At 64.9% G+C, this 25,227-nt stretch carries 23 protein-coding genes; 9 read left to right on the top strand and 14 right to left on the bottom strand.

All coding sequences use genetic code 11. The annotated features are described in order from the left end of the window. Window position 1: 1 nt before the first annotated feature. Window positions 2-1,987, bottom strand: a complete 1,986-nt coding sequence (locus DK842_RS01465) for a methyl-accepting chemotaxis protein (RefSeq protein ID WP_114059769.1) — start codon at window positions 1,985-1,987, stop codon at window positions 2-4. 492 nt (window positions 1,988-2,479) lie between these two features. Here DK842_RS01465 and DK842_RS01455 point away from each other — a divergent pair, with 492 nt between their 5' ends. Then, complete coding sequence (locus DK842_RS01455) at window positions 2,480-3,052, top strand: hypothetical protein (RefSeq protein WP_145963953.1); 573 nt, start codon at window positions 2,480-2,482, stop codon at window positions 3,050-3,052. Between the two features lie 9 nt (window positions 3,053-3,061). Here DK842_RS01455 and sgrR read toward each other — a convergent pair whose 3' ends face one another. After that, window positions 3,062-4,747, bottom strand: a complete 1,686-nt coding sequence (sgrR, locus tag DK842_RS01450) for an HTH-type transcriptional regulator SgrR (RefSeq protein WP_114059766.1) — start codon at window positions 4,745-4,747, stop codon at window positions 3,062-3,064. A gap of 86 nt (window positions 4,748-4,833) precedes the next feature. On the opposite strand from sgrR, the gene DK842_RS01445 reads away from it, so the two are divergent. Continuing rightward, a complete protein-coding gene (locus tag DK842_RS01445) occupies window positions 4,834-5,034 on the top strand; it encodes a hypothetical protein (RefSeq protein WP_145963952.1) in 201 nt (66 codons plus the stop codon). A 4-nt stretch (window positions 5,035-5,038) separates the two neighbouring features. Here the strand turns inward: DK842_RS01445 and DK842_RS01440 are convergent, their stop codons facing one another. The 5 genes from DK842_RS01440 to hflK form a co-directional block, all read right to left on the bottom strand. Beyond that, on the bottom strand, window positions 5,039-7,411 hold the full coding sequence (locus DK842_RS01440) for a chitinase C-terminal domain-containing protein (protein WP_198414610.1): 2,373 nt from the start codon (window positions 7,409-7,411) through the stop codon (window positions 5,039-5,041). A gap of 382 nt (window positions 7,412-7,793) precedes the next feature. Further along, complete coding sequence (locus tag DK842_RS01430; RefSeq protein WP_114059764.1) at window positions 7,794-8,858, bottom strand: YjbE family putative metal transport protein; 1,065 nt, start codon at window positions 8,856-8,858, stop codon at window positions 7,794-7,796. A 24-nt stretch (window positions 8,859-8,882) separates the two neighbouring features. Continuing rightward, complete coding sequence (locus DK842_RS01425) at window positions 8,883-10,136, bottom strand: NRAMP family divalent metal transporter (protein WP_198414609.1); 1,254 nt, start codon at window positions 10,134-10,136, stop codon at window positions 8,883-8,885. Next, window positions 10,133-11,011, bottom strand: coding sequence for a protease modulator HflC (hflC, locus tag DK842_RS01420; protein ID WP_021476555.1), 879 nt, complete (start codon window positions 11,009-11,011; stop codon window positions 10,133-10,135). Before hflC ends, DK842_RS01425 begins: the two co-directional genes overlap by 4 nt. After that, a complete protein-coding gene (hflK, locus tag DK842_RS01415) occupies window positions 11,011-12,045 on the bottom strand; it encodes an FtsH protease activity modulator HflK (protein WP_114059763.1) in 1,035 nt (344 codons plus the stop codon). Before hflK ends, hflC begins: the two co-directional genes overlap by 1 nt. 190 nt (window positions 12,046-12,235) lie before the next feature. Here hflK and DK842_RS01410 point away from each other — a divergent pair, with 190 nt between their 5' ends. Next, window positions 12,236-12,451: a YdcH family protein gene (locus tag DK842_RS01410; RefSeq protein WP_114059762.1), complete on the top strand. Its 216-nt coding sequence runs from the start codon at window positions 12,236-12,238 to the stop codon at window positions 12,449-12,451. A gap of 120 nt (window positions 12,452-12,571) precedes the next feature. Continuing rightward, complete coding sequence (locus DK842_RS01405) at window positions 12,572-12,853, top strand: hypothetical protein (protein WP_114059761.1); 282 nt, start codon at window positions 12,572-12,574, stop codon at window positions 12,851-12,853. Between the two features lie 72 nt (window positions 12,854-12,925). Here DK842_RS01405 and DK842_RS01400 read toward each other — a convergent pair whose 3' ends face one another. Together DK842_RS01400 and DK842_RS01395 are read right to left on the bottom strand one after the other, a co-directional pair. After that, on the bottom strand, window positions 12,926-13,663 hold the full coding sequence (locus tag DK842_RS01400) for a substrate-binding periplasmic protein (protein WP_232538570.1): 738 nt from the start codon (window positions 13,661-13,663) through the stop codon (window positions 12,926-12,928). Between the two features lie 79 nt (window positions 13,664-13,742). Beyond that, window positions 13,743-14,510, bottom strand: a complete 768-nt coding sequence (locus tag DK842_RS01395; RefSeq protein WP_114059760.1) for a 2OG-Fe dioxygenase family protein — start codon at window positions 14,508-14,510, stop codon at window positions 13,743-13,745. Window positions 14,511-14,665: 155 nt separating this feature from the next. On the opposite strand from DK842_RS01395, the gene DK842_RS01390 reads away from it, so the two are divergent. Continuing rightward, window positions 14,666-15,343: a DUF1345 domain-containing protein gene (locus DK842_RS01390; RefSeq protein ID WP_114059759.1), complete on the top strand. Its 678-nt coding sequence runs from the start codon at window positions 14,666-14,668 to the stop codon at window positions 15,341-15,343. 59 nt (window positions 15,344-15,402) lie between these two features. On the opposite strand, the gene DK842_RS01385 is transcribed toward DK842_RS01390, so the two are convergent. The 3 genes from DK842_RS01385 to aceB form a co-directional block, all read right to left on the bottom strand. After that, complete coding sequence (locus DK842_RS01385) at window positions 15,403-16,014, bottom strand: glutathione S-transferase (protein ID WP_114059758.1); 612 nt, start codon at window positions 16,012-16,014, stop codon at window positions 15,403-15,405. A gap of 101 nt (window positions 16,015-16,115) precedes the next feature. Continuing rightward, on the bottom strand, window positions 16,116-16,811 hold the full coding sequence (locus DK842_RS01380; RefSeq protein ID WP_114059757.1) for an SIMPL domain-containing protein: 696 nt from the start codon (window positions 16,809-16,811) through the stop codon (window positions 16,116-16,118). Between the two features lie 142 nt (window positions 16,812-16,953). Then, complete coding sequence (gene aceB / locus DK842_RS01375) at window positions 16,954-18,549, bottom strand: malate synthase A (RefSeq protein WP_114059756.1); 1,596 nt, start codon at window positions 18,547-18,549, stop codon at window positions 16,954-16,956. Between the two features lie 125 nt (window positions 18,550-18,674). On the opposite strand from aceB, the gene DK842_RS01370 reads away from it, so the two are divergent. Both DK842_RS01370 and treR read left to right on the top strand, forming a co-directional pair. Beyond that, on the top strand, window positions 18,675-19,571 hold the full coding sequence (locus DK842_RS01370; protein WP_114059755.1) for a LysR family transcriptional regulator: 897 nt from the start codon (window positions 18,675-18,677) through the stop codon (window positions 19,569-19,571). Between the two features lie 87 nt (window positions 19,572-19,658). Beyond that, on the top strand, window positions 19,659-20,363 hold the full coding sequence (treR, locus tag DK842_RS01365) for a trehalose operon repressor (protein WP_114059754.1): 705 nt from the start codon (window positions 19,659-19,661) through the stop codon (window positions 20,361-20,363). Between the two features lie 166 nt (window positions 20,364-20,529). Here treR and DK842_RS22855 read toward each other — a convergent pair whose 3' ends face one another. Both DK842_RS22855 and DK842_RS01360 read right to left on the bottom strand, forming a co-directional pair. Beyond that, window positions 20,530-20,772, bottom strand: coding sequence for a hypothetical protein (locus DK842_RS22855; protein WP_145963951.1), 243 nt, complete (start codon window positions 20,770-20,772; stop codon window positions 20,530-20,532). Between the two features lie 113 nt (window positions 20,773-20,885). Next, entirely contained in the window at window positions 20,886-21,254 is a 369-nt protein-coding gene (locus DK842_RS01360) for a 4-fold beta flower protein (RefSeq protein ID WP_114059753.1), read from the bottom strand. Between the two features lie 812 nt (window positions 21,255-22,066). Here DK842_RS01360 and treP point away from each other — a divergent pair. Together treP and treC are read left to right on the top strand one after the other, a co-directional pair. Next, window positions 22,067-23,521: a PTS system trehalose-specific EIIBC component gene (gene treP / locus DK842_RS01350; protein WP_114059751.1), complete on the top strand. Its 1,455-nt coding sequence runs from the start codon at window positions 22,067-22,069 to the stop codon at window positions 23,519-23,521. Then, window positions 23,514-25,163: an alpha,alpha-phosphotrehalase gene (gene treC / locus DK842_RS01345; protein WP_114059750.1), complete on the top strand. Its 1,650-nt coding sequence runs from the start codon at window positions 23,514-23,516 to the stop codon at window positions 25,161-25,163. Before treP ends, treC begins: the two co-directional genes overlap by 8 nt. Window positions 25,164-25,227: the final 64 nt, after the last annotated feature.

Raw genomic sequence — 25,227 nt, 5'->3', positions numbered from 1 at the left:
CTCATTCCGTCAGATGCTTGAAGCGGTCCACCAGCCGCACCAGCTCTCCCGCCGACGCGTTCAGCCGGTCGGACAGTTTGGCCACTTCCTGCACCAGCGAGGCATTGTCCTCGGCCAGCGAGGCGATCACGCTGATGTTGGTGGCCACCTCGTTGCTGGCCGAGGTTTGCTCGACCATGGCGCTGGCGGTGTCCTGGCTCTTGCTGGCCGCATGGCCGGCTTCGCTGTGTATCTGTTCCAGATCGTCGACGGTGCGGTTGACCATCTGCAGGCCGGTGTCCATCTTTTCCTGCGCTTCTTGCATGTGGTGGGCTGCGGTCTGGGTCTCGCCGCGGATGTCCTCTATCAGCGCGGTGATGTCCAGCGTTTCCTTGCCGGTGCGTTCCGCCAGCTTGCGCACCTCGTCTGCCACCACGGCGAAGCCGCGGCCCATCTCGCCGGCGCGGGCGGCTTCGATGGCGGCGTTCAGCGCCAGTAGATTGGTCTGGTCGGCGATTTCTCGGATGGCGGTGATGATGGAGCGGATATCCTCCGACTTTTGCTGCAGCGATTCGATGCGGTTGCCGGCGTCGCTGAGCACCGTGGAGGTCTGGTGCATGGCGGACGTGGTGTCGCCCATTCGCTCGCGGCCGTCGCTGACGCTGCGCTGCATCTGTTGGGCGAGGGTCAGCGATTGCTGGGTGTTGGAGGTGACCGATTCGATGCCGGCCGACATCTGCTCGACGGCGGCGGCGATTTCCGTCGCCGACTGGCTTTGCGTCTCCGATGCCTTGGCGGCGCGGTCGGCGATGTCCAGCATGCTGTTGGCGGCTTCCACCAGGGTGTGGGCGTTGCGGTTGACTTCGCTCAGGGTGTGGGCGAAGGCGTCCACCAGGTGGTCGAAGGCCTGGCCCATGCGCGCGATCTCGTCATGGCCATGTATCGTCGCGCGCGGACGCAGGTCGAAATCCTGGCTCATCGTGGTCATCAGGTCTTCCAGCCGCTGCACCGGCACGTGAATGCCGCGGTAGATGGAGAAGCCCAGGCCGCATAGCAGCAAAATCACCAACGCGGATCCGCCCATGGTCAGCGTCAGGTCGGAGCGGGCCTGGCTCACCTTGGCGGCCACCATGTCGGACATTTGCTGGAGCAGCTGGTCTTGTTCGGCTTTCAACGCATCGATGCGCTTGCTGGTGGCCTGGAACCATTCGCCGGGCGACACGCCCACCGTCTGGCCTAGCGGTTGGCCCATCACCTTGGCGCGCAGCGCTTGCACCGTGCGGGTTTCATCGCCGCCGTCCAGCGCTTCCTTCTGGCCCCGCAGGGTATCGTCGGCGATCAGCTTGAACTGATTGGCGCAGGCATCCTGTTTGGCGGCCAGGCTGGCGGCCTGCGCGTGGCTCTGCTGATTGAGCACGCCGCCTTGCAGCAGGCCGTTGACGTAGCCGCGCTCGCGCCCGGCGAATTCTTTCTCGCACTGCAGATTGAGCAGAGCCATGGTGCTGCGCAACAGATCGCCGTCGTTGTTGGCCTGGGCCAGGCGGGCGATCAGGCCGATCAGCGAGTCGATGTCGCTGGAATAGGCGGAGAAGGCGTCAGGCGCGGAGACGCCGCGCTTTTCCACATTCCCGCGCAACTGGCCCAGTTCCTGCAACTTCCCGTTCAGCGAGCTTAGCCGTTCGTTCAGCTTGGCGTCGCCTAGCTCGCCGCTGACGGAGGAGAAAGCGGCCAGCGCCTTGTCGCTGTTGGCGCGGGCGGCTTGCAGCGGCGCAGGCGGCGCCGTGGCTTGTCCGCTGAGAAAGCCGTTGCTGAGGCCGCGCTCGGTCTGCAAGTCGTGTATCAGCTGGCTGGCGCCGCCTGCGATGCCGATCAGGCGGTCGGAGCGCTGCAGCTCGTTCAGGGTTTGCAGCCGCGCCAGAGACAGGATGCAGGCAAGGATGATCAAGGCGGCGGAAAAGGGGATGAGCAGCAGCAGCAGCTTGCTGGCGATCGACATTCTGGACAGCATGAATCTATTCCTCCGGGAATGGAAAACGCATGGTGGCGCAGATGCGGAAGCAGGATTCCACTATAGGCGAGTATGCAGAGGGGATTGGCCCGAGTTGGCAATCCATTGCCGGGCGGAGCGGCAACTCATTGTCATTCTGGATGGGCATGGCCGGAGGGGGGGCGATCGGCGCCGGCCATGCGGAAATCTTGATTCTGGAGAGTCCCCCGTAAGCGTCGCGATCCGGCGGGTTGTCGCGGAGTCGCCATGCGAAATGGCAGAAGGGGGAAATTTCTAATGACATAACGTTTTCCAGGGAATATGCTGCAGGGTTGCGCGCATGCCGCGCGGCCCGGCATCCTGGGGAGGGGCCGGGAGAAAAAACAATGAGGCGCGCGGCGCGCGGCGTGGAACATCATGGATGAGCGAGCCAGGGCTGGGGCATGGCGGCCGCTCGGCATCTCGCCTGCGGGCGGTTGCCGGGCATGCATTCTGCTTATGGTGATGCTGAAAATGCGCAAAATACTGCAATTATTGTTGTGGCTGCCGCTGGCGGCCTGTCTGGCCATGCCCGCGCGCGCGATGGAAGCGGTCAAGCCCTATCAAGGGCCGCTCAAGTGCGCGGCGGCGGGGAAGGATGACATGTGGCTGGATCAGCGCCTGGGGTGTTTGAAGCCGGGCAGCCGCTTCATCGTCAACGCGGCAGGCGCGCTGGGAGAGGCGCAGGATATGGCCTATGTGGTCAACGAGGCGCTTTACGACAACAACTTCTATCTGATCAACGACCGCAAGGTGCGTTATTTCCAGTCCTTTCTGTGCGTGCGGAACCACCCGCGCGGCGTGCGTCCGCTGTTGCTGTCGGGCGATCTGGCCAACGCGCTGGAACTGAGCAATCTGGACCGCAAGCCTTCCGGCGTGGGGCCGACTTCGGTCAATATTTCCGGCGGGGACAGGGTTGGCGGCGTCGCGACCACCTGTGATCCGGCACGGCATCCGTTGATCGTCGACTACCGCAGCGGCAAGGTGGAGTCGGTGAATCCGCTGGCCTTGCAAACGCTGCAGGTGTACGAGCTGCCGTATAACTGAGCGGAGCGTTCAACTGGTTTGGGGCCGCAGCCAGGCGGACTTGAAGTCGAACCAGCCCATGCTGTTCAGCCGGAAATCCTCGATCTGGCCAGGCCCTTTCAGCCGCAGCCAGTTATGGAACAGCGGCAGCATCCAATGTCGCCTGACCACCTGCGCCGCCAGACCGCTCGCCTGCTGCGAGCCCGCGCGCCAGCCGCGCAGCCACTCGTCCATCGGCAGCGCCGGCTCCAGGCAGCGGCGCAGCAGCGGCGTGCCCAGCAGCCAGGCCGGCACCGCGTAGTCGACGTCGCTGCTGAAGTTGACCGTGCCCAGCCACAAGTCGGTTTCCGCCAGGCCCCGCTCCCAGTCCTGGTAGCTGTGGACCTGGCAGCGCAGCTCGATGCCGAGCGGCGCCAGGCATTGCGTGATGGCGTCAGCGATCTGCCGGTATTCCGGATGTTGCTCGTAATAAGCCAGCCGCAGGCTGCGGATGGCCGGCGCAGCGGGCGGCGCCTGCGGCTCGCTGTGGTGCCAGCGCGGCAGCAAGCCGGATGCGGCCACCCAGTATTGGCGGACGGCGGCGGGCGTTTGCTGCATGACGGCCAGCGGTGCCAGCGTCTGCGCCAGCCACCGGCGGACGGCGTCGCTCCGCATCGTTTCCGATCGGCCGTCGCAGAGCAGGTAGTAGACTCCGGTCTCCAGCGCCATCTCGGTTTGCTCCGCAACCGGTTGCGGATTGATCTCCACTGTCAGGTCGCAAGCGCCCTTGACATCCAGCGCCAGCTGATCGCCCAGCTTGGGCACCATCCAGATGTCCACCTGGTCCAGCAGCGCCCGCAGGCCGAAGTAATCGTCGAAGGCTTGCAGCGACAGCCGGTGTTCGTCGTTGACCGCTACTCGGTAAGGGCCGGTTCCTACGGGGCGGGAGGCGAAGCCGGCGCGGGTTTCGTGGTCGGCGGGCAGGATCAACGCGGCCGGATCGGCCAGCAGCCTCGGCAGCCAGGGATCGGATTCGGACAGCCGCAGCGCGATGCTGCGCGGCGACAGCCGCTGAACCGATTCCAGGTGGGAGAACAGCGGCTGCCGCCGCAGCCTGGCTATGGCGGCGGCGATGTCGTCCAGGCTCAGCTCGCGGCCGTCATGCCAGCGTACGCGCGGGCGCAGGTGGAAATGCCATTCCCGATCGGAGTGTTGTTCCCAGTGATGGGCGAGATCGCCTTCTATTTCCCCTTTTTCCTCATTTAGCCGGGTGAGGCCATTGAAAATCTGGGCCACCAGATGGCGTTCGGAGCGCCGCAGCGGCGTCACCGGCGTCAGATTGGGCAACGGCCGGTAATAGGGCACGCCCAGCACTTGGCGGTCCTGGTTCCAGCGGTGTCCAAGCCGCGACAGCAGCAGCGGTGCCAGCTGGCGAGGGTCGTCGTCCAGCAGCGCCACCGCCTGCTCCACGCGGCCCTGTTCCAGCAATTGTTCCGCCTGCTGTCGCTGCAATTCGGCGACGCCGCGCAGGAAGCGTAGCCGGGAGCGTTGGCCGCGGCCGGGCCGGGCGGCCCAGTCCAGCCAGCCAAGCGCCTGCATTTGCGCCAGCAGGCTGCGCATGTGGCGGCGAGTGCAGCACAGCAGTTCGGACAGTTCCTGCAGCGAGGTGTCGACATCTTGCCCCTCAAAGCGCTGGTGCAGGCGGCTGTATTGTTGCAACAGGCGTTTATGGTTCATAAAGAGGAAATTTGTAGTAAAAGTTCAGCAATTTTTTGTTCCCATTATTGGCGCGACAATACGGCCTCCAGCACAAGGAGTCCAGCATGGCCAATCATTCACTGTCTCGTTTTTTCCAGCATTACCTGCGGGGGCAGCGCAAGTTGCTCGGCATCGACCCGCAACAGGCCTTGAGCCGGTTGAACGAGGTGATGCAGTGGGAAGAGAGCGAAAAAAAGGCGGCCGGAGCAAACCGGCCGCAAGCGGAGGAACAAGGGATTCGAATCGACAGCCCCCGAGAGGGCTGAGCGCTCAGCGCAGATAAGGCAAGTAGGGCGCCTCGTCGCGGATGGCGTAAGTCTTGCCGTTCAGGCCCACCGTGTAGTGGCTGGGTCCGGAAATGGGCAGGTAGTACACCACGTCCAGCGTCACGCTCTGTCCGGCGCCCAGGCTCTGCCAGCTGGGCAGCTTCACCGACACGCGGTTGAAGTCGCCCTTCAGGCCGCCGATGTTGTTGCCGCTGTGGCCGGCGCTGATCACCTTGAGGCCGAAGCCGGACTGGTCGGCGATATTGGCCGGCGCCGAGGTGGGCACGTCGAACTGGAACTCGGTGCCGCCGGGCAGCGTGGTTTGGGAACGGTTGACGATGGTCAGCTTGGGGTTGATCGGATAGTTCTGATCGCCCAGCTTGAAGCCGCTCAGGCTGAAGCCCACGTCTATCGCCGCGGTCGGCGCCGGGGAGGCGTCGGCGCGGCGGGCGCTAACCTTGGCCGGCTGGCTGAAGGCGTTGTGCAGTAAGTTGGTCAGCGTATTGCCGATGAAGTACTCGCCTTGGCCGTTGTTGCGCTGCGGTTTCCAGTCGTAGTCGCCCGCCAGCTCCCAGAACATCACGCCGCCGACGTTGTTGGCGTCTATCCAGGCCGCTTTCTGCGCCAGAGATTGTTCGTCTTCGGTGGACAGGAACACCCGTTTGCTGGCGTTCCACAGCCATGGGGCGGCCAGCGTGGCGTTGTAGTTGCGCTGGTAGCTGCCGACGAGCTGGTTGATCGGCAGCGAAGGGTCGACGCCGTAGGATGCCAGGTAGCTGCCGGCCAAGCCTTTCTCCAGGTTCTTGGCGTGCCACATCGGGTTGGAGCCGCCAGGCACTTCCTGGCCTTTCTCATCCAGGTCATGCCAGAGGTTGTCGATGCCTACCGCGCCGTCGCCGCAGGTTTTCAGGCCGGTCGGGCAATTGCCGCCCACCGCGGTTCCCCACAGGCCGTTGCTGCCGCCGCTCACGTTTTTCCAGCCGCGGGTGTAGTAGGGCACGCCCATGTTGACGCGCGAGGCGGGCAGGCCGCCGCGGTAGTAGTGGTAGGACCAGTCGGTGTTCAGGTAGCCGATGCCGCCGTATTGCGGGGTGGTGTATACGCTCCAGCGCGCCAGTTCGGCGTCTTTGCCATCGTCGTACAACGCGGCGTTGGGGCCGACGAATTCGTTCCAGGCGCCATGCAGGTCATAGGACATCACGTTGACGAAGTCGAAGTAGCGCAATCCCTGGAAGGCCTCCATGCCGCGCAGCAGGTAGCCGGAGGCAGGCACGGCGGCGGTCAGCTGGTAATAGCGCCCGTCCTGGGCGGCGGCCCGGTCCAGCCGGTCGCGCAAGGTTTGCGCCAGCGCGACGAAGCCCTTGTTCAAGGCGCCGCGGCGGGCATTGGCGATGGTCCAGTCCAGCGGATTGCCGGCGTCGTTCATCGAGGTGGGGTATTCGAAGTCGATGTCCACGCCGTCGAAGCCGTATTTGCGCAGGAAGGCGACGGCGGAGTCGGCGAAGGCGTTGATGCCGGCCTGGTTGACGCTGCCGTCGGCGTTGGTGCTCATGGCGTAGAAGCCGCCGCTGTCGATCCGCTTGCCGCTGGCGTCGAAATAGCCGCCGGTCTCCGCCCAGCCGCCTACCGAGATCAGCGTCTTCACGCCGGGGAATTTGCGCTTGTACTGGGTCAGCAGGTTGAAGTGGCCCTTGTATGGCAGGCTGGCGTCCATTTCGGCGCCGGCCACGCCCGGCCAGCTCATGTCGGTGGCCGGGTTGCCCGGCGCGGTTTCATTGACCGACAGCTTGTTGTTGCCGTCCACGTGGGCGAAGGCGTAATTGATGTGGGTGAGCTTGTTCCAGGGGATGTCGCTGGCGAGGTAGGCCGGGCTGCCGTCCTTGCCGGTGCGCCAACTGGTGAAGTAGCCGATGATGCGGCGGCGGCTGCCGTTGGCCAGCTGTTCCGCGCCGCCTTGCTTATAGGCCGCGCAGTAGGGCACGTCCACGCCGCCGGTCTGCGCCAGCGCCTCCGGACGGCACAGCGCGTTGCCGGTCGGCGGCGGCACTTGGACCAGAGGGGGATCGGACGGCGTGCCGCCGCCGCACTGGCCGATCAATTGCCAGGGACTGGCGTCGCCGGCCGACGGGGTGTTTCCCTGGGTCCACCACTTGGCCTGCCAGGTCTGGTCCTGGTAGCTGACGCGTTGGCCGCCGGTATAGACGGTCGTCGCGTTCCAGGCCGGGTCGGCGCAGCTGGCGGCTGCGGTTTTGACCATATGCGCGGCGGCTTGGGCGGGTTGGGGCGCATGGGTCGGCGCAGTGCCGGCCACCAGCGCGACGCCGCCGATGGCGCCGGCCGCCAGGCCGCTTTTCACAAGCATCAGGGTCTTGCTCACTCTGTCTCTCCCTTTGTGCGTGGCTACGGAAACAAGCGTTGTGAGTTGTATTGAAGTGGTATTGCAAATTGGAATGTAGCGACTAGGAGGAAAAATGAGACTGTACTTTTTTACAGGTACTACTTGTAATTATTAACTTTCAAATAAAAGGATTTCTGTTAATCAATAGTGGTGTTTGGCGCAAAAGCACTAAAATGACAATGTCCTTTGTCTTTGCGGGGAAAGGCTTGCCATTCCAGTTGAGTCTGAATTCAGGGGGGCTTTGTCGAATCGGGGAGGCAGCGTCGTTGCGCGCGGCGACGCCAGTTCGGCAGGCGCTAATGATGGACTGGCTTATCCATGCTGCGCCGCAATGTGTTGCATACCAGATACATACCAGCTGTCAGGGGTGCAGAGACGGCGCGCGATGATGCGGAGCGGGCAGCAGACCTTGGCTGAACAGATGCCATAGCAGCCATAGCAGCGCGATGGCGCCTATGGCCGCCGTCAATCCTACCAGCGCCTTGAGAGCGGGCGGGAGGCCGGATTCGTCGAGAGCGGGGGCATTGGCCGCGGGGGGCGTCGTAGAGAAGGCCGCGGACGGAGGGGGCGCCTGGCGAGCCGGCTCCGGCGAAAGCGCCGACATTGGAGAATGCGGCTTGGCTGCGGTCGTGATCGGCACCGGGGAGAAGGGCGCGGCATCCGCGTTCGCCTCGCCAAGGCGGGCGAGGCGGCTGGCGAAGGGAATCGATAGCGAAAGGGGCGGCGGCGGCAGTCTGGCGCGCTGTTCGCGGATGATGCGGCTTTCCAGCAGGACGAAGCCGGCTCCCAGCATGGGCGCGACGACCAGCAGGGCCGGCGCCTGGCTGGCCACCCAGTCGCCCCACAGCGCGTCGCTGGCGGCCAGGCCGCCGGCCAGCCAGCCCAGCACGGCGGCGCCGGCCGGGATCAGCAGCGGGTAGTCGTCCATCAGCTTGGACAGCAGCAGGCTGCCGTACATCAGCAAGGGCACGCTGAGCGCCAGGCCCAGCAGCAGGAACATCACGCTACCCTGGGCGGCGGCGGCCAGCGCCACCACATTGTCCAGGCTCAGCGCCAGATCGGCGCCCACCACCAGCATCACCGCGTTCCACAATTGCTGGCTGTGGCCGGCGCGCTCCGCCAGCGCCTCGCCGCCGCCGTCTTCGTCTCCGCCCAGCAGCAGCTGGATGGCGATGGCCAGCAGGATGACGGCGCCGATCAGCTTCAGCATCGGCACCCGCAGCAGCGCGCCGGCGGCCGAGGCCAGCAGCGCCCGCAGGACGATGGCGCAGCCGGTGCCCCACAGCACGGCGCGGCGGCGCAGCGTCTCGGGCAGCGAGCGGCAGGCCAGCGCGATCACCAGCGCGTTGTCGCCGCTGAGGATCAGGTCCAGGAAGGAGACCTGGAAGGTCAGGCTCAGCGAGTGGGCGAGGCTGTCGGGTTCCATACCGTATTCCTTGAGGGGCGGGCCTCAGCCCAGGCTGCCGACGATGCCGGCGTAGAGGCTGAAGCCGGCGAGCAGCAGCAACAGCGGCGCCAGCGCCATCCGGTAGCGGCGGCTGGGCGCCAGCGGCGCGGGCAGCTCGCGGCAGGCCAGCCAGTACAGTCCGGCCAGCATGACGGGCAGCAGCAGCGCGTTGGCCACCGAGGTGGCGATGGACAGCTTGACCAGATTGACGCCGGAGGCCACCAACGCGCCGGCTCCGGCCAGCATCGCGGCGAAGCCGCCATAGAACCAGGGCGCGTCCAGCGGATGCTTTTCCAGCGAGTCGCGGCGTCCGGCCAGCTCGCCCAGCGTCCAGGCGCTGGTCAGGCAAACCACGATGGCGGCGACCAGCGCGCCGCCGCCCAGCGCCAGCGCGAACAGCAGGCGGCCGCCGGTGGGGCCGAGCAGGCGGGTGAAGCCGCCGGCGATTTCGGGGATGCTGTCCAGGCTCTGGCCGCCCGCGCCGCTGCCGAAGGCCGCGGCGGCGGCGATGAGGATGCCGGCGGTGATGAGCTGGCACAGCACGGCCCCCAGCAGCGTGTCCAGCCGCGCCGGCTTCAGGTCGTCCAGCGTCAGCCCCTTGTCCAGCATCGCCGACTGCTGATAGCTGAGCGTCCACGGCATCACGCAGGTGCCGATGTTGGCGGCGGCCAGCAGCAGGAAGTCATGGTTGCCCAGCGGCAGGCTGGACAACTGCGCCGCCATCTGGCCCGGGTCGGGGTGGGCCAGCCAGGCTTCGGCCAGGAAAGCCAGTTCGAAAACGCCGAGGCAGATGGCGATGCGTTCCACCGAGCGGTAGCTGCCGCTGCACACCATGGCCAGGATCAGCGCGCACAGCAGGGTTATCGTCTGCCAGGCTGGGATGCCGAACAGCTGGCTGATGCCGGCCAGACCCGCCAGCTGGGTGGCCAGCGCGCCCAGGCAGCTCAGCAGCAGCACGGCGGCGGAGGCCCGCTCGGCGCGGCGGCCCCAGCGGCGGCGCACCAGCTCGCCGTAACTCAGCCCGGTGCCCAGCGCCAGCCGTATCGTCAGCTCCTGCGTCAGATACAGGAAGGGGATCAGCACGAACAGCAGCGGCAGCATGCGGTAGCCCCAGTGCGCGCCGCTCTGGGCGGCGGCGATCACGCTGCCGGTTTCGGTGTCGGCCAGCATCACCACCAGGCCGGGGCCGAGCGCGGCCAGCAGATGGCGCAGCCGGCGCAGCGTGGAGGCTTGCAGCGGCATGTCGGCTCCGTTCATGGCTTGCCGCCCGCGGGGCCGGCTTTCAGGTCATGCAGCAGCGCGGAGTCGGGCGACAGCACCAGCGTCGGCGCGGAGTCGGCCAGCGACTGGCGGTAGGTCTGCAGCGAGCGGTAGAACTTGTAGAACTTCGGGTCCTTGCTGAAGGCCTGGGCCAGGGTGCGGCCGGCGTCGGCGTCGGCCTCGCCGTGGATGATGGCGCTTTGCCGCTGCGCCTCGGACAGGATCACCGTGCGGTCGCGCTCGGCCTTGGCCTGGATCTGCTGCGCCCATTCCGCGCCCTGGGCGCGCAATTCCTTGGCCTCCTGCTGGCGGGCCGATTTCATCCGGTCGTAGATGGCCTGGCTGGTTTCCAGCGGCAGGTCGGCGCGGTGCAGCTGCACCTCGGTCACTTCCAGGCCCAGCGGACGGGCGCGCTCCGCCACCTCCTGCTGGATGCGGGCGACGATGGCGCGCCGGCCGGGAGACAGCAGGTCGGTCAGCGGCGCCTTGCCCAGCTCGCGCCGCAGCGAGGTGCTGACCAGTTGGGTGAGCTGGGCGCGCGCCTGTTCCTCGGTGCGCAGCGCCTGGTAGAAGCGCAGGGTGTCGGCGATGCGGTAGCGGGTGTAGGTTTCCACCTCCAGCCGCTTCTCGTCGCCCAGAATCACCTGCTCCGGCGGCGGCGCCAGCATCTGCAGCCGGGTGTCGTAGTACTGCACGCTGTCCACCAGCGGCAGCTTGAATTTCAGCCCCGGCTCGCCGTCCACGTTGACCGGCGCGCCCAACCGCACCACCAGCGCCTTCTGTCCCTCGTTCAGCGTGTATTGGGCCGACAGCGCCAGCCAGACGGCCGCCAGGCCCGCCGCCCAGCCGATTCCGCGCCATTGCTTGTCCATCAGCGGTTCTCCTTGCCGGCCTTGGGCTTGTCTTGCAGTTGCAGCAGCGGCAGCACGCCGGCGCCGCTCTTGCCGCTGCCGTCTATCACCACCTTGCTGGCTTTCTTCAGCATGTCGTCCATGCTTTCCAGGTACAGCCGCCACGCGGTGACGTCCTTGGCCTGGGCGTAGGTCTGGTACACCGAGTCGAAGCGTTTGGCCTCGCCCTGCGCCAGGTTGACCACCTGGCTGCGGTAGGCCTCGGCCTCCTGGCGGATGCGCTCGGCCTCGCCGCGCGCCTTGGGCAGGATGTCGTTGCTGTAGGCCTGGGCTTCGTTGCGCGCGCGCTCCTGGTCGGCGCGAGCGCGCTGAACGTCGTTGAAGGCGTCGATCACCGCCGCCGGCGGGTCCACCCGCTGCAGCTGCACCTGGGTGATCAGGATGCCGGCCTGCTGCGCGTCCAGCCGCTGCTGGATCAGGCCGCGGGCCTCTTCGGCCACTTGCTGGCGGCGGTTGGACATCGCCGCCTGGATCGGCGTGCGGGAGATCACTTCGCGCAGCGCGCCCTCGGCGGTGACGCGCAGCGCGTCTTCCGGCTTGTTGGCCCGGAACAGGAAGCGGCCGGCGTCCTTGATGCGCCAGAACACGGCGCAGTCGGCCTCGACGATGTTCTCGTCGCCGGTCAGCATTTGTTTTTCGCGCGGGTCGGCGCCGTCGGGCGGCGCGGCTTCGTACAGGTTGGCCAGCTTCAACTGCTTGATCTGGGTGACCTTGGGCAGCTGTATGCTCTCCACCGGCCAGGGCAGGTGGTAGTGCAGGCCGGCCGAAGTGGTGTCGGTCCAGCGGCCGAAGCGCTGCACCACGCCTTGTTCGTCCGGTTCCACCCGATAGATGCCGGAGGCCAGCCAGGCGATGGCGGCGATGGCGGCGAGCAAAGCCAGCCCCTTGCCGCGCATGCCCAGCAAGGCCAGGGTGTAATCCAGCCGCAGCAGCAGGGAGGCGAGCGGCGTGTCGGGGGGCGTGACTGGCCGCGCGGCGGCGTTGTTGTCTGGCATGAGGATTGTGTTCCGGTTTTGACCATGCTTGCTACCGGGTTTAACGCGCCGCATGCGGGCAGGATGACAAGAGCAGGGAGCTCTCCTGTCAGGCAAACCTGAGACAGGTCAAGCATGCTTGGCTGATTTGACGTTAGCATGCAGTCATGGCCGGCGTAGCCGGCCCCACCCGCCATGAAGGAGAACGCCGATGTTTCCCGAATACCGCGAACTGATTTCCCGCCTGAAGACCGAAGACCTCCACTTTGCCCGCCTGTTCGACCGGCACAATGAGCTGGATCAGCAGATCAAGAACATGGAAGACCGCATCCTGTCCGCCTCGCACGAGGAGATTGAGACATTGAAGAAGGAAAAGCTGAAGCTGAAGGACGAGTTGTACGCTTTGCTGAAGGCGCACGCATCCTGACGGCGCATCCCATGCCAGTTTGAAGCCGGCGCTTTGCGCCGGCTTTGTTTTTCCTCCTGCAAACAAGTTTGATAAGGACTAATACTAATAAAACAATGACGACGACCCGGGGAAGTTTCCATGCATTTCGATGAGATCCACAGCAAGCATTTCGTTACTCTCAGCCGCACGCCCTTGCCGCACACGCTGATCGAGCAGGCCTTGGTGGCGATGGGAGGAGGCGGCAACGACGGCATGAATTTCCGCAAGCAGGCGCTGGCGGCGGCCGGCTGGGCCTATGACGGCCTGGTGCCGTTCGCCAAGCATCCGGACAAGGCGGCGGAGGCGTTCAACCGGTTGCGGGAGGCGATGGCCGCCGCGGAGTCCCCGGAGGCGCTGCTGCAGGCGCTGGGCGCGGAATAAGCGCCGCCTCTCGCCGCGGACGCCCCGAGCGGAGACGCCGGGGCGTTTTCATTCGCGCCGGCCGAGCCGCGCTCAGTCGTCGCGATAGCGGCGGCGGATGGCCTGCAGCCGGCCGTCGGCGCGTATCTTGTCCAGCGCGGCCTGCAATCTGGCGGTTTGCTCCGGCGGCGTGGCCGGATTCAGCGCGAACCAGTATTCCTGTTTGCCGTCCAGCAGCCAGGCGGCGGTCACGGCGCTTGGCCGCAGTTTCAACTGGCGCAGTTGCCAGGACATCGCCCAATCCAGCATCGCCACCATGTCCACTCGTTTGAGCTGCAGCTTTTTCAGATCGACGGCGTCGCTCTGGCCCAAATCGAGGTTCCGGTCGGGCAGCAGGCCCAGCGCCTGCAACTGCCCGGCGGCGGCGGAGCCCGCCAGCGCGCCGTTGCGATAGCGGGTGAGGTCGCTGGCGGCGCCGATATGGATGTCGCCGCGTTCGGCCAGCCTGAACATGTAGATGCGGCGGGGGCCGATCGGCCCCACCCATTGAAATTGGGCCTCCCGCTCAGGAGTGCGCACCACGGTGTAGAGCACTCCGCCGGGCGTTTCCTTGGCTTTGGCGTAGGCGCGCAGCCAGGGCAGAACCTCTATCGTCAGATCGAAGCCGGCCTCGCGCGCGGCCTGCCGCAGCAGTTCGGTGGAAAAGCCCTTCACTATGCCGCCTTCCAGGTAATTCAGCGGCGGCACGTCTTCGGTATAGGCGTGGAGGCCTGCCGCCGGCGCGCAGCCGGCCCAGCAGGCGACCAACAGCGCCAGCATGCGTTTCCTCACGGTTCCTCCATCCAGCGGATCGTTGCGATCGCTATCAGTCAGAATAGGCCAGGCAGTTTACTATTTGGCGATGAATGGCTCAGCGGCGGCGGAAGCTGATCAGCAGCACGTCGCGGCATCCCTCGCGCGAGGGGTCGAGCTGGCTGACCGGCGTGACGCCGTGCAGCACCCGTTCGTCGTTGACCAGCGAGATGTCCATCGGCTCGGTCAGCGTGAACGAGGCCAGAGGCTGTTTTCCCAGATCGAACAGCTCGGTGGCGCCGTTCACCAGATTGTGCCGCCTGATCATCATCATCATCAGGAACTGCACGCCGTCGCGGTGCACGCCTTCCGGCGTGGGCCAGCCCGGCCGGCAGTCGCGGGCCTCGATGCGGAATTGATGGGCTTCGATGTGCCAAGGGGTATAGGGCGAGACTTTGCCGAATACGGCGCAGCCCAGGCCCAGCGCCGCCTGCATGCTGGGACCCAGCAGGATGTCGTTGCGTATCGGCTCGAAATGGCGGGGCACGCCGCCGTTGAGCGGGTTGTACACTTTGCTCTGGTAATGGGGGCGATGGGCTTCGGCCCGGGCCTGGCGGGAAGCAGGCTCTGCGCTGAGCGTGGCGTGCAGCCGTTTGCGGTAGCGGCCGCCGTCGGCCATGAACTTGTCTTGTTGCAGATGGTTCCAACTGTCTTGGAACGCCGGCCAGTCTGCCAGCGCGCCGGGAAACGCCTGCAGCAAGGGGCGGCTTTGCTCGGCCGGCAGCAAGCAGAAATCCTGCAATGCCAGGCGTCGGCAGATCGGTTCCAGCAGCGGCTCCAGGCTGGCGGCGAGTGGCGATGGGTGGGCGGCAAGTGCCGAGCTCATGATCTCTCCGGGGTTCTTGTGCTTGTCATCTGAATTCTGCTGTAAGTGAATCGAAAAGAGAAATATTTTATGCGAAAAGCATTTACGGCTTGTCCGCCTGCCGGACAGCCTAGCCGCCGCGTGTTGCGCGCATTGGACAGAGAGGGGATGGACAGATGACTAGCGTGTTGCGCCGTTTTGTTTTGTTGCGCATGGTGATGGCGCGCCCCAGGCTGGCCTGGTCGGCGCTGTTCGGCGGCTTGACCATTTTGGCATTGCCGCAGGTGGCGGCGGTGCACGAGGTCACGCGCTACATCGTAGGCTGGAACGCAGGCGCCTGGCTGTATCTCGCGCTGGCGGGGTGGATGATGTTCGGCCCGAGGCGCCAATCGATACGGCATTGGGCCCGGGTGGAGGACGAGGGGCAGTGGCTGGTGCTGCTGCTGGTGTGCCTGGCGGCGGCGGCCAGCCTGTCGGCCATCGTGATGGAGCTGGCGGTGGTGAAGGACATGCATGGCTGGCAGCGCGCCGGGCATATCGCGCTGGCGGTGCTGACGCTGCTGTCGTCCTGGGCCTTCACCCATGTGATGTTCGCGCTGCACTACGCGCGCGCCTTCTACGCCAGAGAGGCGCATGGCCTGCCGGGCGGGTTGGAGTTTCCCGGCACCCGACAGCCGGATTACGACGATTTCCTCTATTTCGCCTTCATCATCGGCACATCCGGCCAGACCGCCGACGTCAGCTTCACCGATGGCAGCCAGCGCCGCGCCGGCGCCGTGCACTGCGTGCTGGCCTTTTTCTTCAACGCCACGGTGCTGGCCTTGATGATCAATATCGCGGCTGGCTTGATCTGAGGGCCGGCAATGAGAAACGCCACCGTTATGGTGGCGTTTTTCTTATCCTGAAAAGCCGCTCAGGCGGCAGGAGGCTCGGTATCCTGAAAAGTTTGGCGGGTGTTCAGGCGCTGCAGCAGCGCGTCCAGATTGGGGTGAGCCTTGCGCCAGTCGATTTCCGGCGCGCGGAAATCCAGATAGCCCAGGCAGCAGCCGACGGCGATGTCGGCCAAGCTGTAGCCATGGCTGGTGCACCATGGTTTTTCGCCCAGGTCTTCCGACAGCGTGGCCAGGCCGCGCGCGATCTTGCCGCGCTGGCGCTCCACCACTTCCGCCATCTGCTTCTCCGGCGGGCGGCGGCGTTCCAGCACGATGGCCACCATCGCGTCGATGATGCCGTCGGCCAGCGCCTCCCAGCGGCGGGTCAGGATGATCTGGCGGTTATCCTGCGGCAGCAGCCGCGACACAGGAGAGCTGTTTTCCAGATATTCGACGATCACGCGGGAGTCGTACAGCGTGGAGCCGTCGTCCAGCTCCAGCACCGGCACCTTGCCCAGCGGGTTGTACTCGGCGACGCGGGTGTCCGCGTTCCAGGGCACGTCCTCCTCCAGCGGGCAGTCGATTTTCTTCTCAGCCAGCACGATGCGCACTTTGCGGGCGTAGGGGCTGGTTAAAGAGGCGATCAGTTTCATGTTAGGAGCGATGGCGAGGGATCGGAAGATGACGCCGGCCCGTGGGGGGGCCGGCGCGCGCAGTGCTTACTTTAGCGCAAGCGGGCGAGGGCCGAAAGCCTTTACTTCAGTTCCACCTTGCCGCTGACCTGCAGCTGCAGCTGGGTCTGGCCCGGCTGCAGATCCGGCTGGCTGACGTTGGATTCGGCGCCGGCCATGGCCGCCTTCATCATCATCACCGGCGGACGGAAGCCGTGGTTTTGCTGGCCGATATCCAGCTGCTGGATGTTGACCGTGTTCTTGCCCAGCGCCCGGGCGGCGATTTCGGCCTGGTGCTTCAGGTTGGCGATGGCTTCCGGAATCATGCTCTGCTCAGCCTTGCGGCGCGCCTCGTCGGACACGCCGAACTGCACGCCTTCCAGCAGCATGGTCTGCTGCAGTTTGGCGATCAGCTCGGCGGCCTGGGTGAAGTCCTTGCTCTTGAGCTGGATCTCGGAGCGGCCTTGCCAGCCGGTGATCTTGCCGTTTTTGTCGTAGCTGGGCCAGGTGCTGTAGCTGCCGCTGGACAGCTGCACGTCCTTGTAGTTTCGACCGATGGCCAGTCCGTTGGACGTGGCCTTGTTCAGCCTATCGGCCAGCGTGGCGGCCTGGTTGTTGCTTTGTTGCACATACAGGGTGGCGCTGATCTGGTCGTTGGCGATTTCGCGCTGGGCGTTGGCCGACAGATTGAGCTGAACGCCGTCGGCGGCGGAGGCCAGCGGCGCGGCTCCAGCCAGCATGCAGCACAACAGCATGGGCTTGATTCGGTTTTTTCTCATTTCGGCTCCTTGGCTGAAGGTGAGGGAAGTAGACTCTCCTTCGATTCGCTTGGCAAGCGCCGGTTCCATGCCGGCGGCGGCGAGCGCGGGCGAAAATGCCAAACAGCCCCAAGCGGGGCCGTTTGACAATCCGGCATCCGGATCAGGCGATGTATTCGTAGCCCGGCAGCGTCAGGAATTCGACGAAGTCATCAGACGTAGTCAGAAGATCGAACATCTTGGCCGCGTCTTCGTATTGCCGGGTCCAGCGCGCGCCGTATTCGGCTTGCAGTTTGGCCACTTCGCGGGCCTGCAGCTCGCGGAACAGCTCAACCGTCACCTTGCGGCCATCGTCCAGCACGCCCTTGGGCGAGCGTATCCACTGCCAGATCTGCGAACGCGAGATCTCGGCGGTGGCGGCGTCTTCCATCAGGTTGTGGATGGGCACGCAGCCGTTGCCGGAAATCCAGGAACCCAGGTACTGGATGCCGACGTTGATGTTCATGGCCAGGCCGGCTTCGGTGATCGGCGCTTCCGGCTGGAAGTTCAGCAGATCGGCGGCGGAAACCTGCACGTCCGGGCGCTGCTTGGCGATCTGGTTCGGCGCGTCGCCCAGCACGGCGCCGAAAGCCGCGGCGGCGATGGGCACCAGGCCGGGGTGGGCCACCCAGCCGCCGTCGTAGCCGTCGGTGGCGTCGCGGTCCTTGTCCGCCTTGACGCCGGCCAGCGCCTTGTCATTGGCGGCTGCGTCGTTCTTGATCGGAATCAGCGCCGCCATGCCGCCGATGGCCGGCGCGTCGCGGTGGTGGCAGGTTTTCAGCAGCAACAGCGCGTAGGCGCGCATGAAGGGCACGGTCATGGTGATCAGCGCGCGGTTGGCCAGGCAGAAGTCGCGGTTCTGCTTGAATTTCTTGATGCAGCTGAAGATGTAGTCCCAGCGGCCGGCGTTGAGGCCGGCGGAGTGCTCACGCAGCTCGTAGAGGATTTCGTCCATCTCGAAGGCGGCGAGGATGGTCTCGATCAGCACGGTGGCCTTGATCGTGCCTTGCGGGACGTTCAGCTCGTTCTGGGCGAACGCGAAGACGTCGTTCCACAGGCGCGCTTCCAGATGGCTTTCCATCTTGGGCAGGTAGTAATAGGTGGCGCTGCCGTTTTCGCGCAGGTAATGGATGTTGTGGAAGAAGGACAGGCCGAAGTCGAACAGGCTGCCGGACACGATCTCGCCGTCCACCTTGACGTGCTTTTCCATCAGGTGCCAGCCGCGCGGGCGTAGCAGCAGGGTGGCGATGGTGTCGTTCAGCCGGTATTGCTTGCCTTCCGGGCTTTGGAAGGAAATGGTCTTGCGGTAGGCGTCGCGGACATTGATCTGGCCGGCGATCTGGTTGTCCCAGCTCGGGCAGTTGGAGTCCTCGAAGTCGGCCATGAAGCTCTTGGCGCCGGAATTCAGCGCGTTGATCATCATCTTGCGCTCTACCGGGCCGGTGATTTCCACGCGGCGGTCCAGCAGGTCCTGCGGCAGCGGCGCGATCTTCCAGCCGCCGGCGCGCACGGCGGCGGTTTCCGGCAGGAAGTCCGGCAGCTTGCCGGCGTCCAGCTCGGCCTGGCGCGCGGCGCGGGCGGCGATGCGCTCGCGGCGTGTCGGCTCGAAGCGGCGGTGCAGCTTGGCGACGAAGGCCAGCGCCTCGGGAGTGAGGATTTCGGCGTAGGCCGGAGTGATGTCGGCGAGAACTTCCACGCCCTGCGGGAGATTGACTGCCATGCGCGCGCTCCTTGGTAAGGGAAATGACATGATGATGCTGCAATGCAATGTTTGACAGTCTATTCGCCATCCAAGTAAAAAGAAATGGCATGAAAAACATAACATTTTTTACTTTTAGGTAGCTAATGAGCGAGCTGAAGCAGCTGGAGACCTTTGTCGCGGTGGTGGGGCTGGGCAGCCTGTCGGCCGCGGCGCGGCAGCTGGGCGTGGTACCGGCCATGGTGGGCCGGCGCCTGGACGCGCTGGAGGAACGGCTGGGCGTGCGCCTGTTGGCGCGCACCACCCGCAGCGTGGCGCCGACCCAGGAAGGCGAGGCTTTTTATGAAGATTGCCAGCGGATACTGGCCGATCTGACAGAGGCCGAGGCGGCGGCGGCGTCCGGCAGCGGCAGGGCGCGCGGCCATCTGCGGCTGTCCGCCCCGGCCGGCTTCGGTCGCCGCCACGTGGCGCCGCATGTCGCCGCCTTCCAGCGCCTGCATCCGGAGGTGAAGGTGACGCTGGACCTGTCCGACCGGCTGGTGGACCTGCAGCGCGACCGCGTCGACTGCGCCATCCGCATCTCCGACCTGTCCGATTCCGGCCTGGTGGCCATCAGGCTGGCGGAAAACCGCCGCGTGGTGGTGGCATCCCCCGCTTATCTGGCCGCCCGCGGCGCGCCGCGGGCGCTGGAGGATCTGCAGCATCACCAGTGCCTGTCGCTGGGCGAAAGCCAGAGCCGCGGCTGGAGTTTCGTGGTGGACGGCAAGCCGGTGAACCTGAAAGTGTCCGGCGCGCTGGAGTGCAACGACGGCGCGGTGCTGCACGACTGGGCGCTGCAGGGCTTGGGCCTGGCCTGGCGCTCCTTGTGGGAGGTGAAGGACGACGTGTCCGCAGGCAGGCTGCTCACGGTGCTGGACGATTGCGCGTCGCCGGACTATCCGGTGTACGCGGTGGTGCCGCAGAGGCGCTTGTTGCCGGCGCGGGTGAGGCTGTTCATCGAACACTTGCGCGCCGCCTACGCCGCGCCGGGATATTGGGATTGATCGCGGCGCCGGTTTGCCGCGCCGAGCCCGTCTTGCTAAGGTAGGGCCTCGCCGCGCAGGGGCCGCGCGCACAAGAAGACAAACAACGTGAACAAATACCATCAGATCTATTCCGACATCGTCGCCGACATCGACAACCGGCGTTACGCCCAGGGCGAGCGCATCCCATCCGAATCCGAGCTGATGCACAGCTACGACGCCAGCCGCGGCACCGTGCGCAAGGCGGTGGACATGCTGCAGGAACGCGGCTATGTGCAGAAAATCCACGGCAAGGGCATGTTCGTGCTCAAGCCGGGCAATATCGAATTCCAGCTCAGCGGCATCGTCAGCTTCCAGGAAATGAACGAGCGCATGGGGCGCAAGGTGGTGTCGCAAGTGGCGGAGCTGGCGCAGCTGCCAGCCGACGCGGCGCTGGCCCAGGCCACCGGCCTGGCGGAGGGCACCGGCATGGTCAAGATCAAGCGGGTGCGCAATATCGACGGCGAGAACGTGATCCTGGACATCAACCACTTTGTCGCCGGCCTGGTGCCGGGCCTGAACGCGGACATCGCCGCCGGCTCCATCTACCGCTACATCGAGCAGGATCTGGGGCTGACCATCAGCTACGCCCAGCGCATCATCGAAGCCCAGCCCTGCAGCGACGACGACCGCCGCTACCTGGACCTGAACGGCATGGACCACGTCATCGTGGTCAAAAACCTGACCCACCTCTACGACGGCCGGCTGTTCGAGTACACCGAATCGCGGCATAGGCTGGATAAGTTCTATTTCACGGATATTGCCAGGCGCTAGTATTTTCCCTTGGCGCGAGGGTGTGCAGAGTTTGTGTAACCGGACTTTGGGTGGGGAAGGGGCAGACCAGGTTTAATTTCATCTGGCTGAATTGATGGAAATTATGGTCTGTCCCTTACTATCCCAGACGGCCCTCTCGACGGAACTGTTAGGCTGCCCGGCTGCGTTAGCCGAGTGTCACCGTCGCCACTAAAACGGCAGCTTGATCAACAAAGGTGACTGAAGTCCACTTGTACTTCTTCGCTTCGGCTTCGAACCACGAACGCACGGTTTCGGAAACGTTGGTATAGGTGTTTTCTGGGTTCGCTTGGTTGAATAATGCCAAGACAGCTTCTCGCTCCACAAGACGATGAGGATTGTTAACTGACTGGTCCTTTGGGTCTGGAAATTCATAAGGACGGCCTGCCATTTTCTTCTCCTTTTGGTTGGGTTACGTACTTTGTTTACCACTGCCTAACATTGAAGCTGAGCCGCGAGCGGCGCCCTATCGGTGCGAGTCGGCTCAAGTTATGGGTTAGGCCGCTATTGATCGAGCCAGCTGAAAAACGAGCGTTGAGACCAGCCGCCTGCTGGCGCTGTAGGTTTGGCAGGGCGAGCTGGCTTGGCTGGCTTCGCAGGTTTGGCCGGCTTCGCGGCCTTTGCAGCCTTCGCAGGTTTTGCCAGTCCCGCTGTACCGCGAACACCTTCCTTAGGATTCCAAGCGACCGGCTTGCCTCCAGTGTCGAGGCATAACAGACCTTTTACGGGGCCGAGCCAGTTTCCGGATTCTGCGGACCACGCGTGATTATTGGCTATGAACGCCACCCAGTTCATGTCAGTGTCAAAGACATGCTCATTGGGCTTAATCCAGCCGACCAAGTCACAGTCTTTGTCAAAAAGCGCGAACAGCATTGGCTAGCTTCCCTAAGTAGTGGAGTGTTGTGATTTGTGCACCTGCGTGAAACCGACGTCAGCGGCGAGCGATTAATGCTTGGACTGTCTGAGCTGGTGACTCCTTAGAACCTGTTCAAAGTCTCTGCGCACTGCTGGATGTGAGAAACTCCGGGGGTGAGAAAAGCTACCCAAGCGACATCAGCCGCGAACAATTTGAAGCCATCAAGCCGCTACTGGAAAGCGCACGCAAGAAAACAAGCCCTCGACGAGTGGATTTGTACGACGTGTTTTGCCCGGTGCTGTACCTGCTGCGGCCTAACGACGCTGTACTAAAACCCCATCTTGCCACTCCTGCTTCATCCCATCAACATATCCAGGCTGCATCGTGTGGCATCCGGCATGACCCGCTACAAGCATATCGGTACAAGTTCTGGTCCCCTGCTGGTGGGTCTCCGCCACGACGTACCCCGGATATCACCATGATGACCGCGACCCGGCGGAACGCCCGGCTTTGCCGGGATTCCGCCCTACGGCAGGCGGTTTTGTAGGGTGGATGCCCCGCAGGGGCGATCCACCGTTGATTGCAGAACAGATGAATGAGACCGGCCCGGCGCGGAGTGATCCGCCCGGGCCTTCTCTTTTCCCTCTGTTGTGAAATGGCGGCAGTCGGTTTGACTTTTCGCAAACTCGTACAGACGAGTGTTGACCAACTTGTATGTACGAGTTAACTTGCCCCCAGTTGTTATGCAGACAATCACCACAAACCGGCGGATTTCCGGCATCGTTGCCGGAAGCAAACCTACCGCCGCAACAAGGGACAGGGAGGGACGATGAGTCACGACTATCAGGCGATCGCCGCGCGGATACTGGAAAACATCGGCGGCGCGGACAATATCCGCCAGGCTGCGCACTGCCTCACCCGGCTGCGCATCTCTTTGCACGATGAATCCAAGGTGAATGGAGACGCGCTGCGCCAGGTGGCGCTGGTGAAGGGGCACTTCAGCAATGCCGGGGTATTTCAGATCGTCATCGGCTCCGGCGATGTGGACCGCGTCTACGCCGAGATGGTGAAGCAGGGCGGGGTGGCCCGCGCCACCATCGCCGACGTCAAGGCCAGCGGCGACGCCAAGCAGAACCGGCTGCAGCAGCTGGTCAAGGTGTTCTCCGACGTGTTCATGCCGATCTTGCCGGCCATCGTCATCGCCGGCCTGCTGATGGGCGCCAACAATCTGTTGGGCGCCAAGGGCATGTTCATCGAAGGCAAGAGCCTGCTGGACGCCTATCCGGGCCTGTCCGGACTGTGGGGGCTGATCAATATGATGGCCAACACGTCCTTTGTCTTCCTGCCGGCGCTGGTGGGCTGGTCGGCGGCCAAGCGCTTCGGCGGCAGCGAGATTCTGGGCATCGTGCTGGGCCTGCTGCTGGTGCATCCGGACCTGCTCAATGCCTGGAATTATGGCAAGGCTGCGGCGGGGCTGGATGGCGCGTCGGTGCCTTACTTCGACCTGTTTGGCCTGCATATCGAAAAAGTGGGCTACCAGGGCCAGATCCTGCCCATCCTGGCCGCCGCCTGGGTGATGTGCCGCGTCGAGCTGTGGCTGAAGCCGCGGGTGCCCAACGCGGTGCAGTTGCTGGTGGTGCCCATTGTCACCATCGCGGTCAGCGGCTTCCTGGCGCTGGCGGTGATTGGCCCCTTGGCCCGCCATCTGGGCATCGCCGTCACTGACGCGCTGGTCTACGTGTTCAACCTGGTGCCGTGGCTGGGCGCGGCCTTGTTCGGCGCGCTGTACGCGCCGCTGGTGCTGACCGGCATGCACCATATGTTTATCGCGGTGGACTTGCAACTGATTGCCAGCCAGGGCGGCACCTTCATCTGGCCGATGATCGCGCTGTCCAATATCGCGCAGGGCAGCGCCGCGCTGGCGATGTTCTGGCTGGCCAGGAACTCCAACGACAAGAACATGGCGTCCACCTCGGCGGTGTCGGCCTTCTTCGGCATCACCGAGCCGGCGATGTTCGGCGTCAATCTGCGCCACAAGCTGCCGTTCTACGCGGCGCTGGCCGGCTCCGCCTGCGCGGCGGTGCTGATCAGCCTGGGCCACGTCAAGGCGTCGGCCATCGGCGTGGGCGGCTTGCCGGCCTTCATTTCCATCATTCCGCAGTACATCCCGTTGTTCCTGGCTGGCATGCTGGTGGCGCTGATCGTGCCCTTCGGCCTGACCTGGCTGCTGGCGCGCCGCCAGTTGGCCGCGGCCGCCAAAGAGGAGGCCGCGCAACATGCCTAAGGACATGAAACAGGCGGTGGTCTACCAGATCTACCCCAAGAGCTTCAGCAGCCACCGCAACCAAGCCACCGGCGACCTGCTGGGCGTGGCGGACCGGCTGGACTACCTGGCCTGGCTGGGCGTGGATTACCTGTGGCTGACGCCGTTTTACCGCTCGCCGCAAAACGACAACGGCTACGATGTCAGCGATTACTACAACATCGATCCGGCCTACGGCAGCATGGAAGACTTCGAGCTGTTGCTGGCGGAGGCCAAGCGGCGCGGCATCGGCGTGATGCTGGACATCGTGGTCAACCACACCTCCACCGAACACACCTGGTTCCAGCAGGCGTTGCAGGGCAGGGACAACCCCTACCGCGATTTCTACATCTGGCGCGACGCGCCCAACAACTGGCAATCCAAATTCGGCGGCAACGCCTGGGAGAGGGACGAAGCCAGTGGCCAGTATTATCTGCACCTGTTCGACAAGACTCAGGCCGATCTGAACTGGGACAACCCGGCGCTGCGCCAGGCGGTGTTCGAGATGATGCGCTTCTGGCGCGACAAGGGTGTGGCCGGCTTCCGGCTGGACGTGATCAACCTGATTTCCAAGGACCCGGCCTTCTCCGAGGACGATAGCGACGGCCGCCACTTCTACACCGACGGTCCGCGCGTGCATGAATACCTGCAGCAGATGCACCGCGAAGTGTTCGATGGCCATGAGCTGATGACGGTGGGCGAGATGTCGTCCACCTCGCTGGCGCACTGCATCGCCTACAGCCGGCCGGAGAGGCGCGAGCTGAGCATGACCTTCAACTTCCACCATCTGAAGGTGGACTACCCGGACGGCGAGAAGTGGCGGGCGGGCGAGGTGGATTTCATCGCCCTCAAGCGCATCCTGTCCGACTGGCAAACCGGCATGCATGCCGGCGGCGGCTGGAACGCGCTGTTCTGGTGCAACCACGACCAGCCGCGCGCGCTGTCCCGTTTCGGCGACGACGGCCGCTACCGGACGGAGTCCGCCAAGATGCTGGCCACCGCGTTGCACGGCCTGCAGGGCACGCCCTATATCTACCAGGGCGAGGAGATCGCGATGGCCGACCCTGGCTTCGCCGATATCGGCCAGTTGCGCGACGTGGAAAGCCTCAACGCCTATCGCCAGTTGCTGGCGGAGGGCTATGCCGACGCCGAGGCGATGGCGGTGATCCGCCAGCGCTCGCGCGACAACGCCCGCACGCCGATGCAGTGGGACGACAGCGTCAACGCCGGCTTCAGCGCGGCCGAGCCGTGGATAGGTGCGGCGGCGGATGCGGCCGAGATCAATGTGGCAGCCGCCATCGGCGACAAGCATTCCGTGCTGCATCACTACCGCCGCTTGATCCAGCTGCGCAAGCAGTACCGCGTGTTCGCCGACGGCGACTACCGCTGCCTGACGCCGGACCACCCCAGCCTATGGGTCTACACCCGCCGCTGCGCCGATGAAATGTTGCTGGCGATCAACCATTTCGGCGGCGACAGCCTCCATTACCAGCCGCCTGCGGACGCCGTGCCGGAGGGCTGGGCGCTGGAGCTGCTGCTGTCAAACTACCCGCCGCATGCCCAGGGCCAGCTGCGCCCCTGGCATTCGCTGCTGTACCGGGCGACGCCGCCAGCCGCGACCTGAACGCGCCCATACCCGAATCACCCCCTCATGCCGGCCGACCCGCCGGCAGGGCGGAGCTTTGCCC

The organism is Chromobacterium phragmitis (assembly GCF_003325475.1).
Taxonomy (GTDB): Bacteria; Pseudomonadota; Gammaproteobacteria; order Burkholderiales; family Chromobacteriaceae; genus Chromobacterium; species Chromobacterium phragmitis.
Note: the sequence above shows the minus strand (reverse complement) of the source record. Positions and strands in the feature narration are given on the sequence as shown.

Bases quoted from the DNA above. Each gene is read 5' to 3' on its own strand.
- hflC (WP_021476555.1), bottom strand. From the start codon at position 11,011: ATGGACAAGCAATGGCGCGGAATCGGCTGGGCGGCGGGCCTGGCGGCC.
- DK842_RS01385 (WP_114059758.1), bottom strand. From the start codon at position 16,014: ATGAAACTGATCGCCTCTTTAACCAGCCCCTACGCCCGCAAAGTGCGC.
- DK842_RS01390 (WP_114059759.1), top strand. From the start codon at position 14,666: ATGACTAGCGTGTTGCGCCGTTTTGTTTTGTTGCGCATGGTGATGGCG.
- DK842_RS01425 (WP_198414609.1), bottom strand. From the start codon at position 10,136: ATGAACGGAGCCGACATGCCGCTGCAAGCCTCCACGCTGCGCCGGCTG.
- DK842_RS01395 (WP_114059760.1), bottom strand. From the start codon at position 14,510: ATGAGCTCGGCACTTGCCGCCCACCCATCGCCACTCGCCGCCAGCCTG.
- treP (WP_114059751.1), top strand. From the start codon at position 22,067: ATGAGTCACGACTATCAGGCGATCGCCGCGCGGATACTGGAAAACATC.
- DK842_RS01405 (WP_114059761.1), top strand. From the start codon at position 12,572: ATGCATTTCGATGAGATCCACAGCAAGCATTTCGTTACTCTCAGCCGC.
- DK842_RS01370 (WP_114059755.1), top strand. From the start codon at position 18,675: ATGAGCGAGCTGAAGCAGCTGGAGACCTTTGTCGCGGTGGTGGGGCTG.
- DK842_RS01455 (WP_145963953.1), top strand. From the start codon at position 2,480: ATGCGCAAAATACTGCAATTATTGTTGTGGCTGCCGCTGGCGGCCTGT.
- sgrR (WP_114059766.1), bottom strand. From the start codon at position 4,747: ATGAACCATAAACGCCTGTTGCAACAATACAGCCGCCTGCACCAGCGC.
- DK842_RS01430 (WP_114059764.1), bottom strand. From the start codon at position 8,858: ATGGAACCCGACAGCCTCGCCCACTCGCTGAGCCTGACCTTCCAGGTC.
- treC (WP_114059750.1), top strand. From the start codon at position 23,514: ATGCCTAAGGACATGAAACAGGCGGTGGTCTACCAGATCTACCCCAAG.
- DK842_RS01360 (WP_114059753.1), bottom strand. From the start codon at position 21,254: ATGCTGTTCGCGCTTTTTGACAAAGACTGTGACTTGGTCGGCTGGATT.
- DK842_RS22855 (WP_145963951.1), bottom strand. From the start codon at position 20,772: ATGGCAGGCCGTCCTTATGAATTTCCAGACCCAAAGGACCAGTCAGTT.
- DK842_RS01465 (WP_114059769.1), bottom strand. From the start codon at position 1,987: ATGCTGTCCAGAATGTCGATCGCCAGCAAGCTGCTGCTGCTGCTCATC.
- DK842_RS01380 (WP_114059757.1), bottom strand. From the start codon at position 16,811: ATGAGAAAAAACCGAATCAAGCCCATGCTGTTGTGCTGCATGCTGGCT.
- hflK (WP_114059763.1), bottom strand. From the start codon at position 12,045: ATGCCAGACAACAACGCCGCCGCGCGGCCAGTCACGCCCCCCGACACG.
- DK842_RS01445 (WP_145963952.1), top strand. From the start codon at position 4,834: ATGGCCAATCATTCACTGTCTCGTTTTTTCCAGCATTACCTGCGGGGG.
- aceB (WP_114059756.1), bottom strand. From the start codon at position 18,549: ATGGCAGTCAATCTCCCGCAGGGCGTGGAAGTTCTCGCCGACATCACT.
- DK842_RS01410 (WP_114059762.1), top strand. From the start codon at position 12,236: ATGTTTCCCGAATACCGCGAACTGATTTCCCGCCTGAAGACCGAAGAC.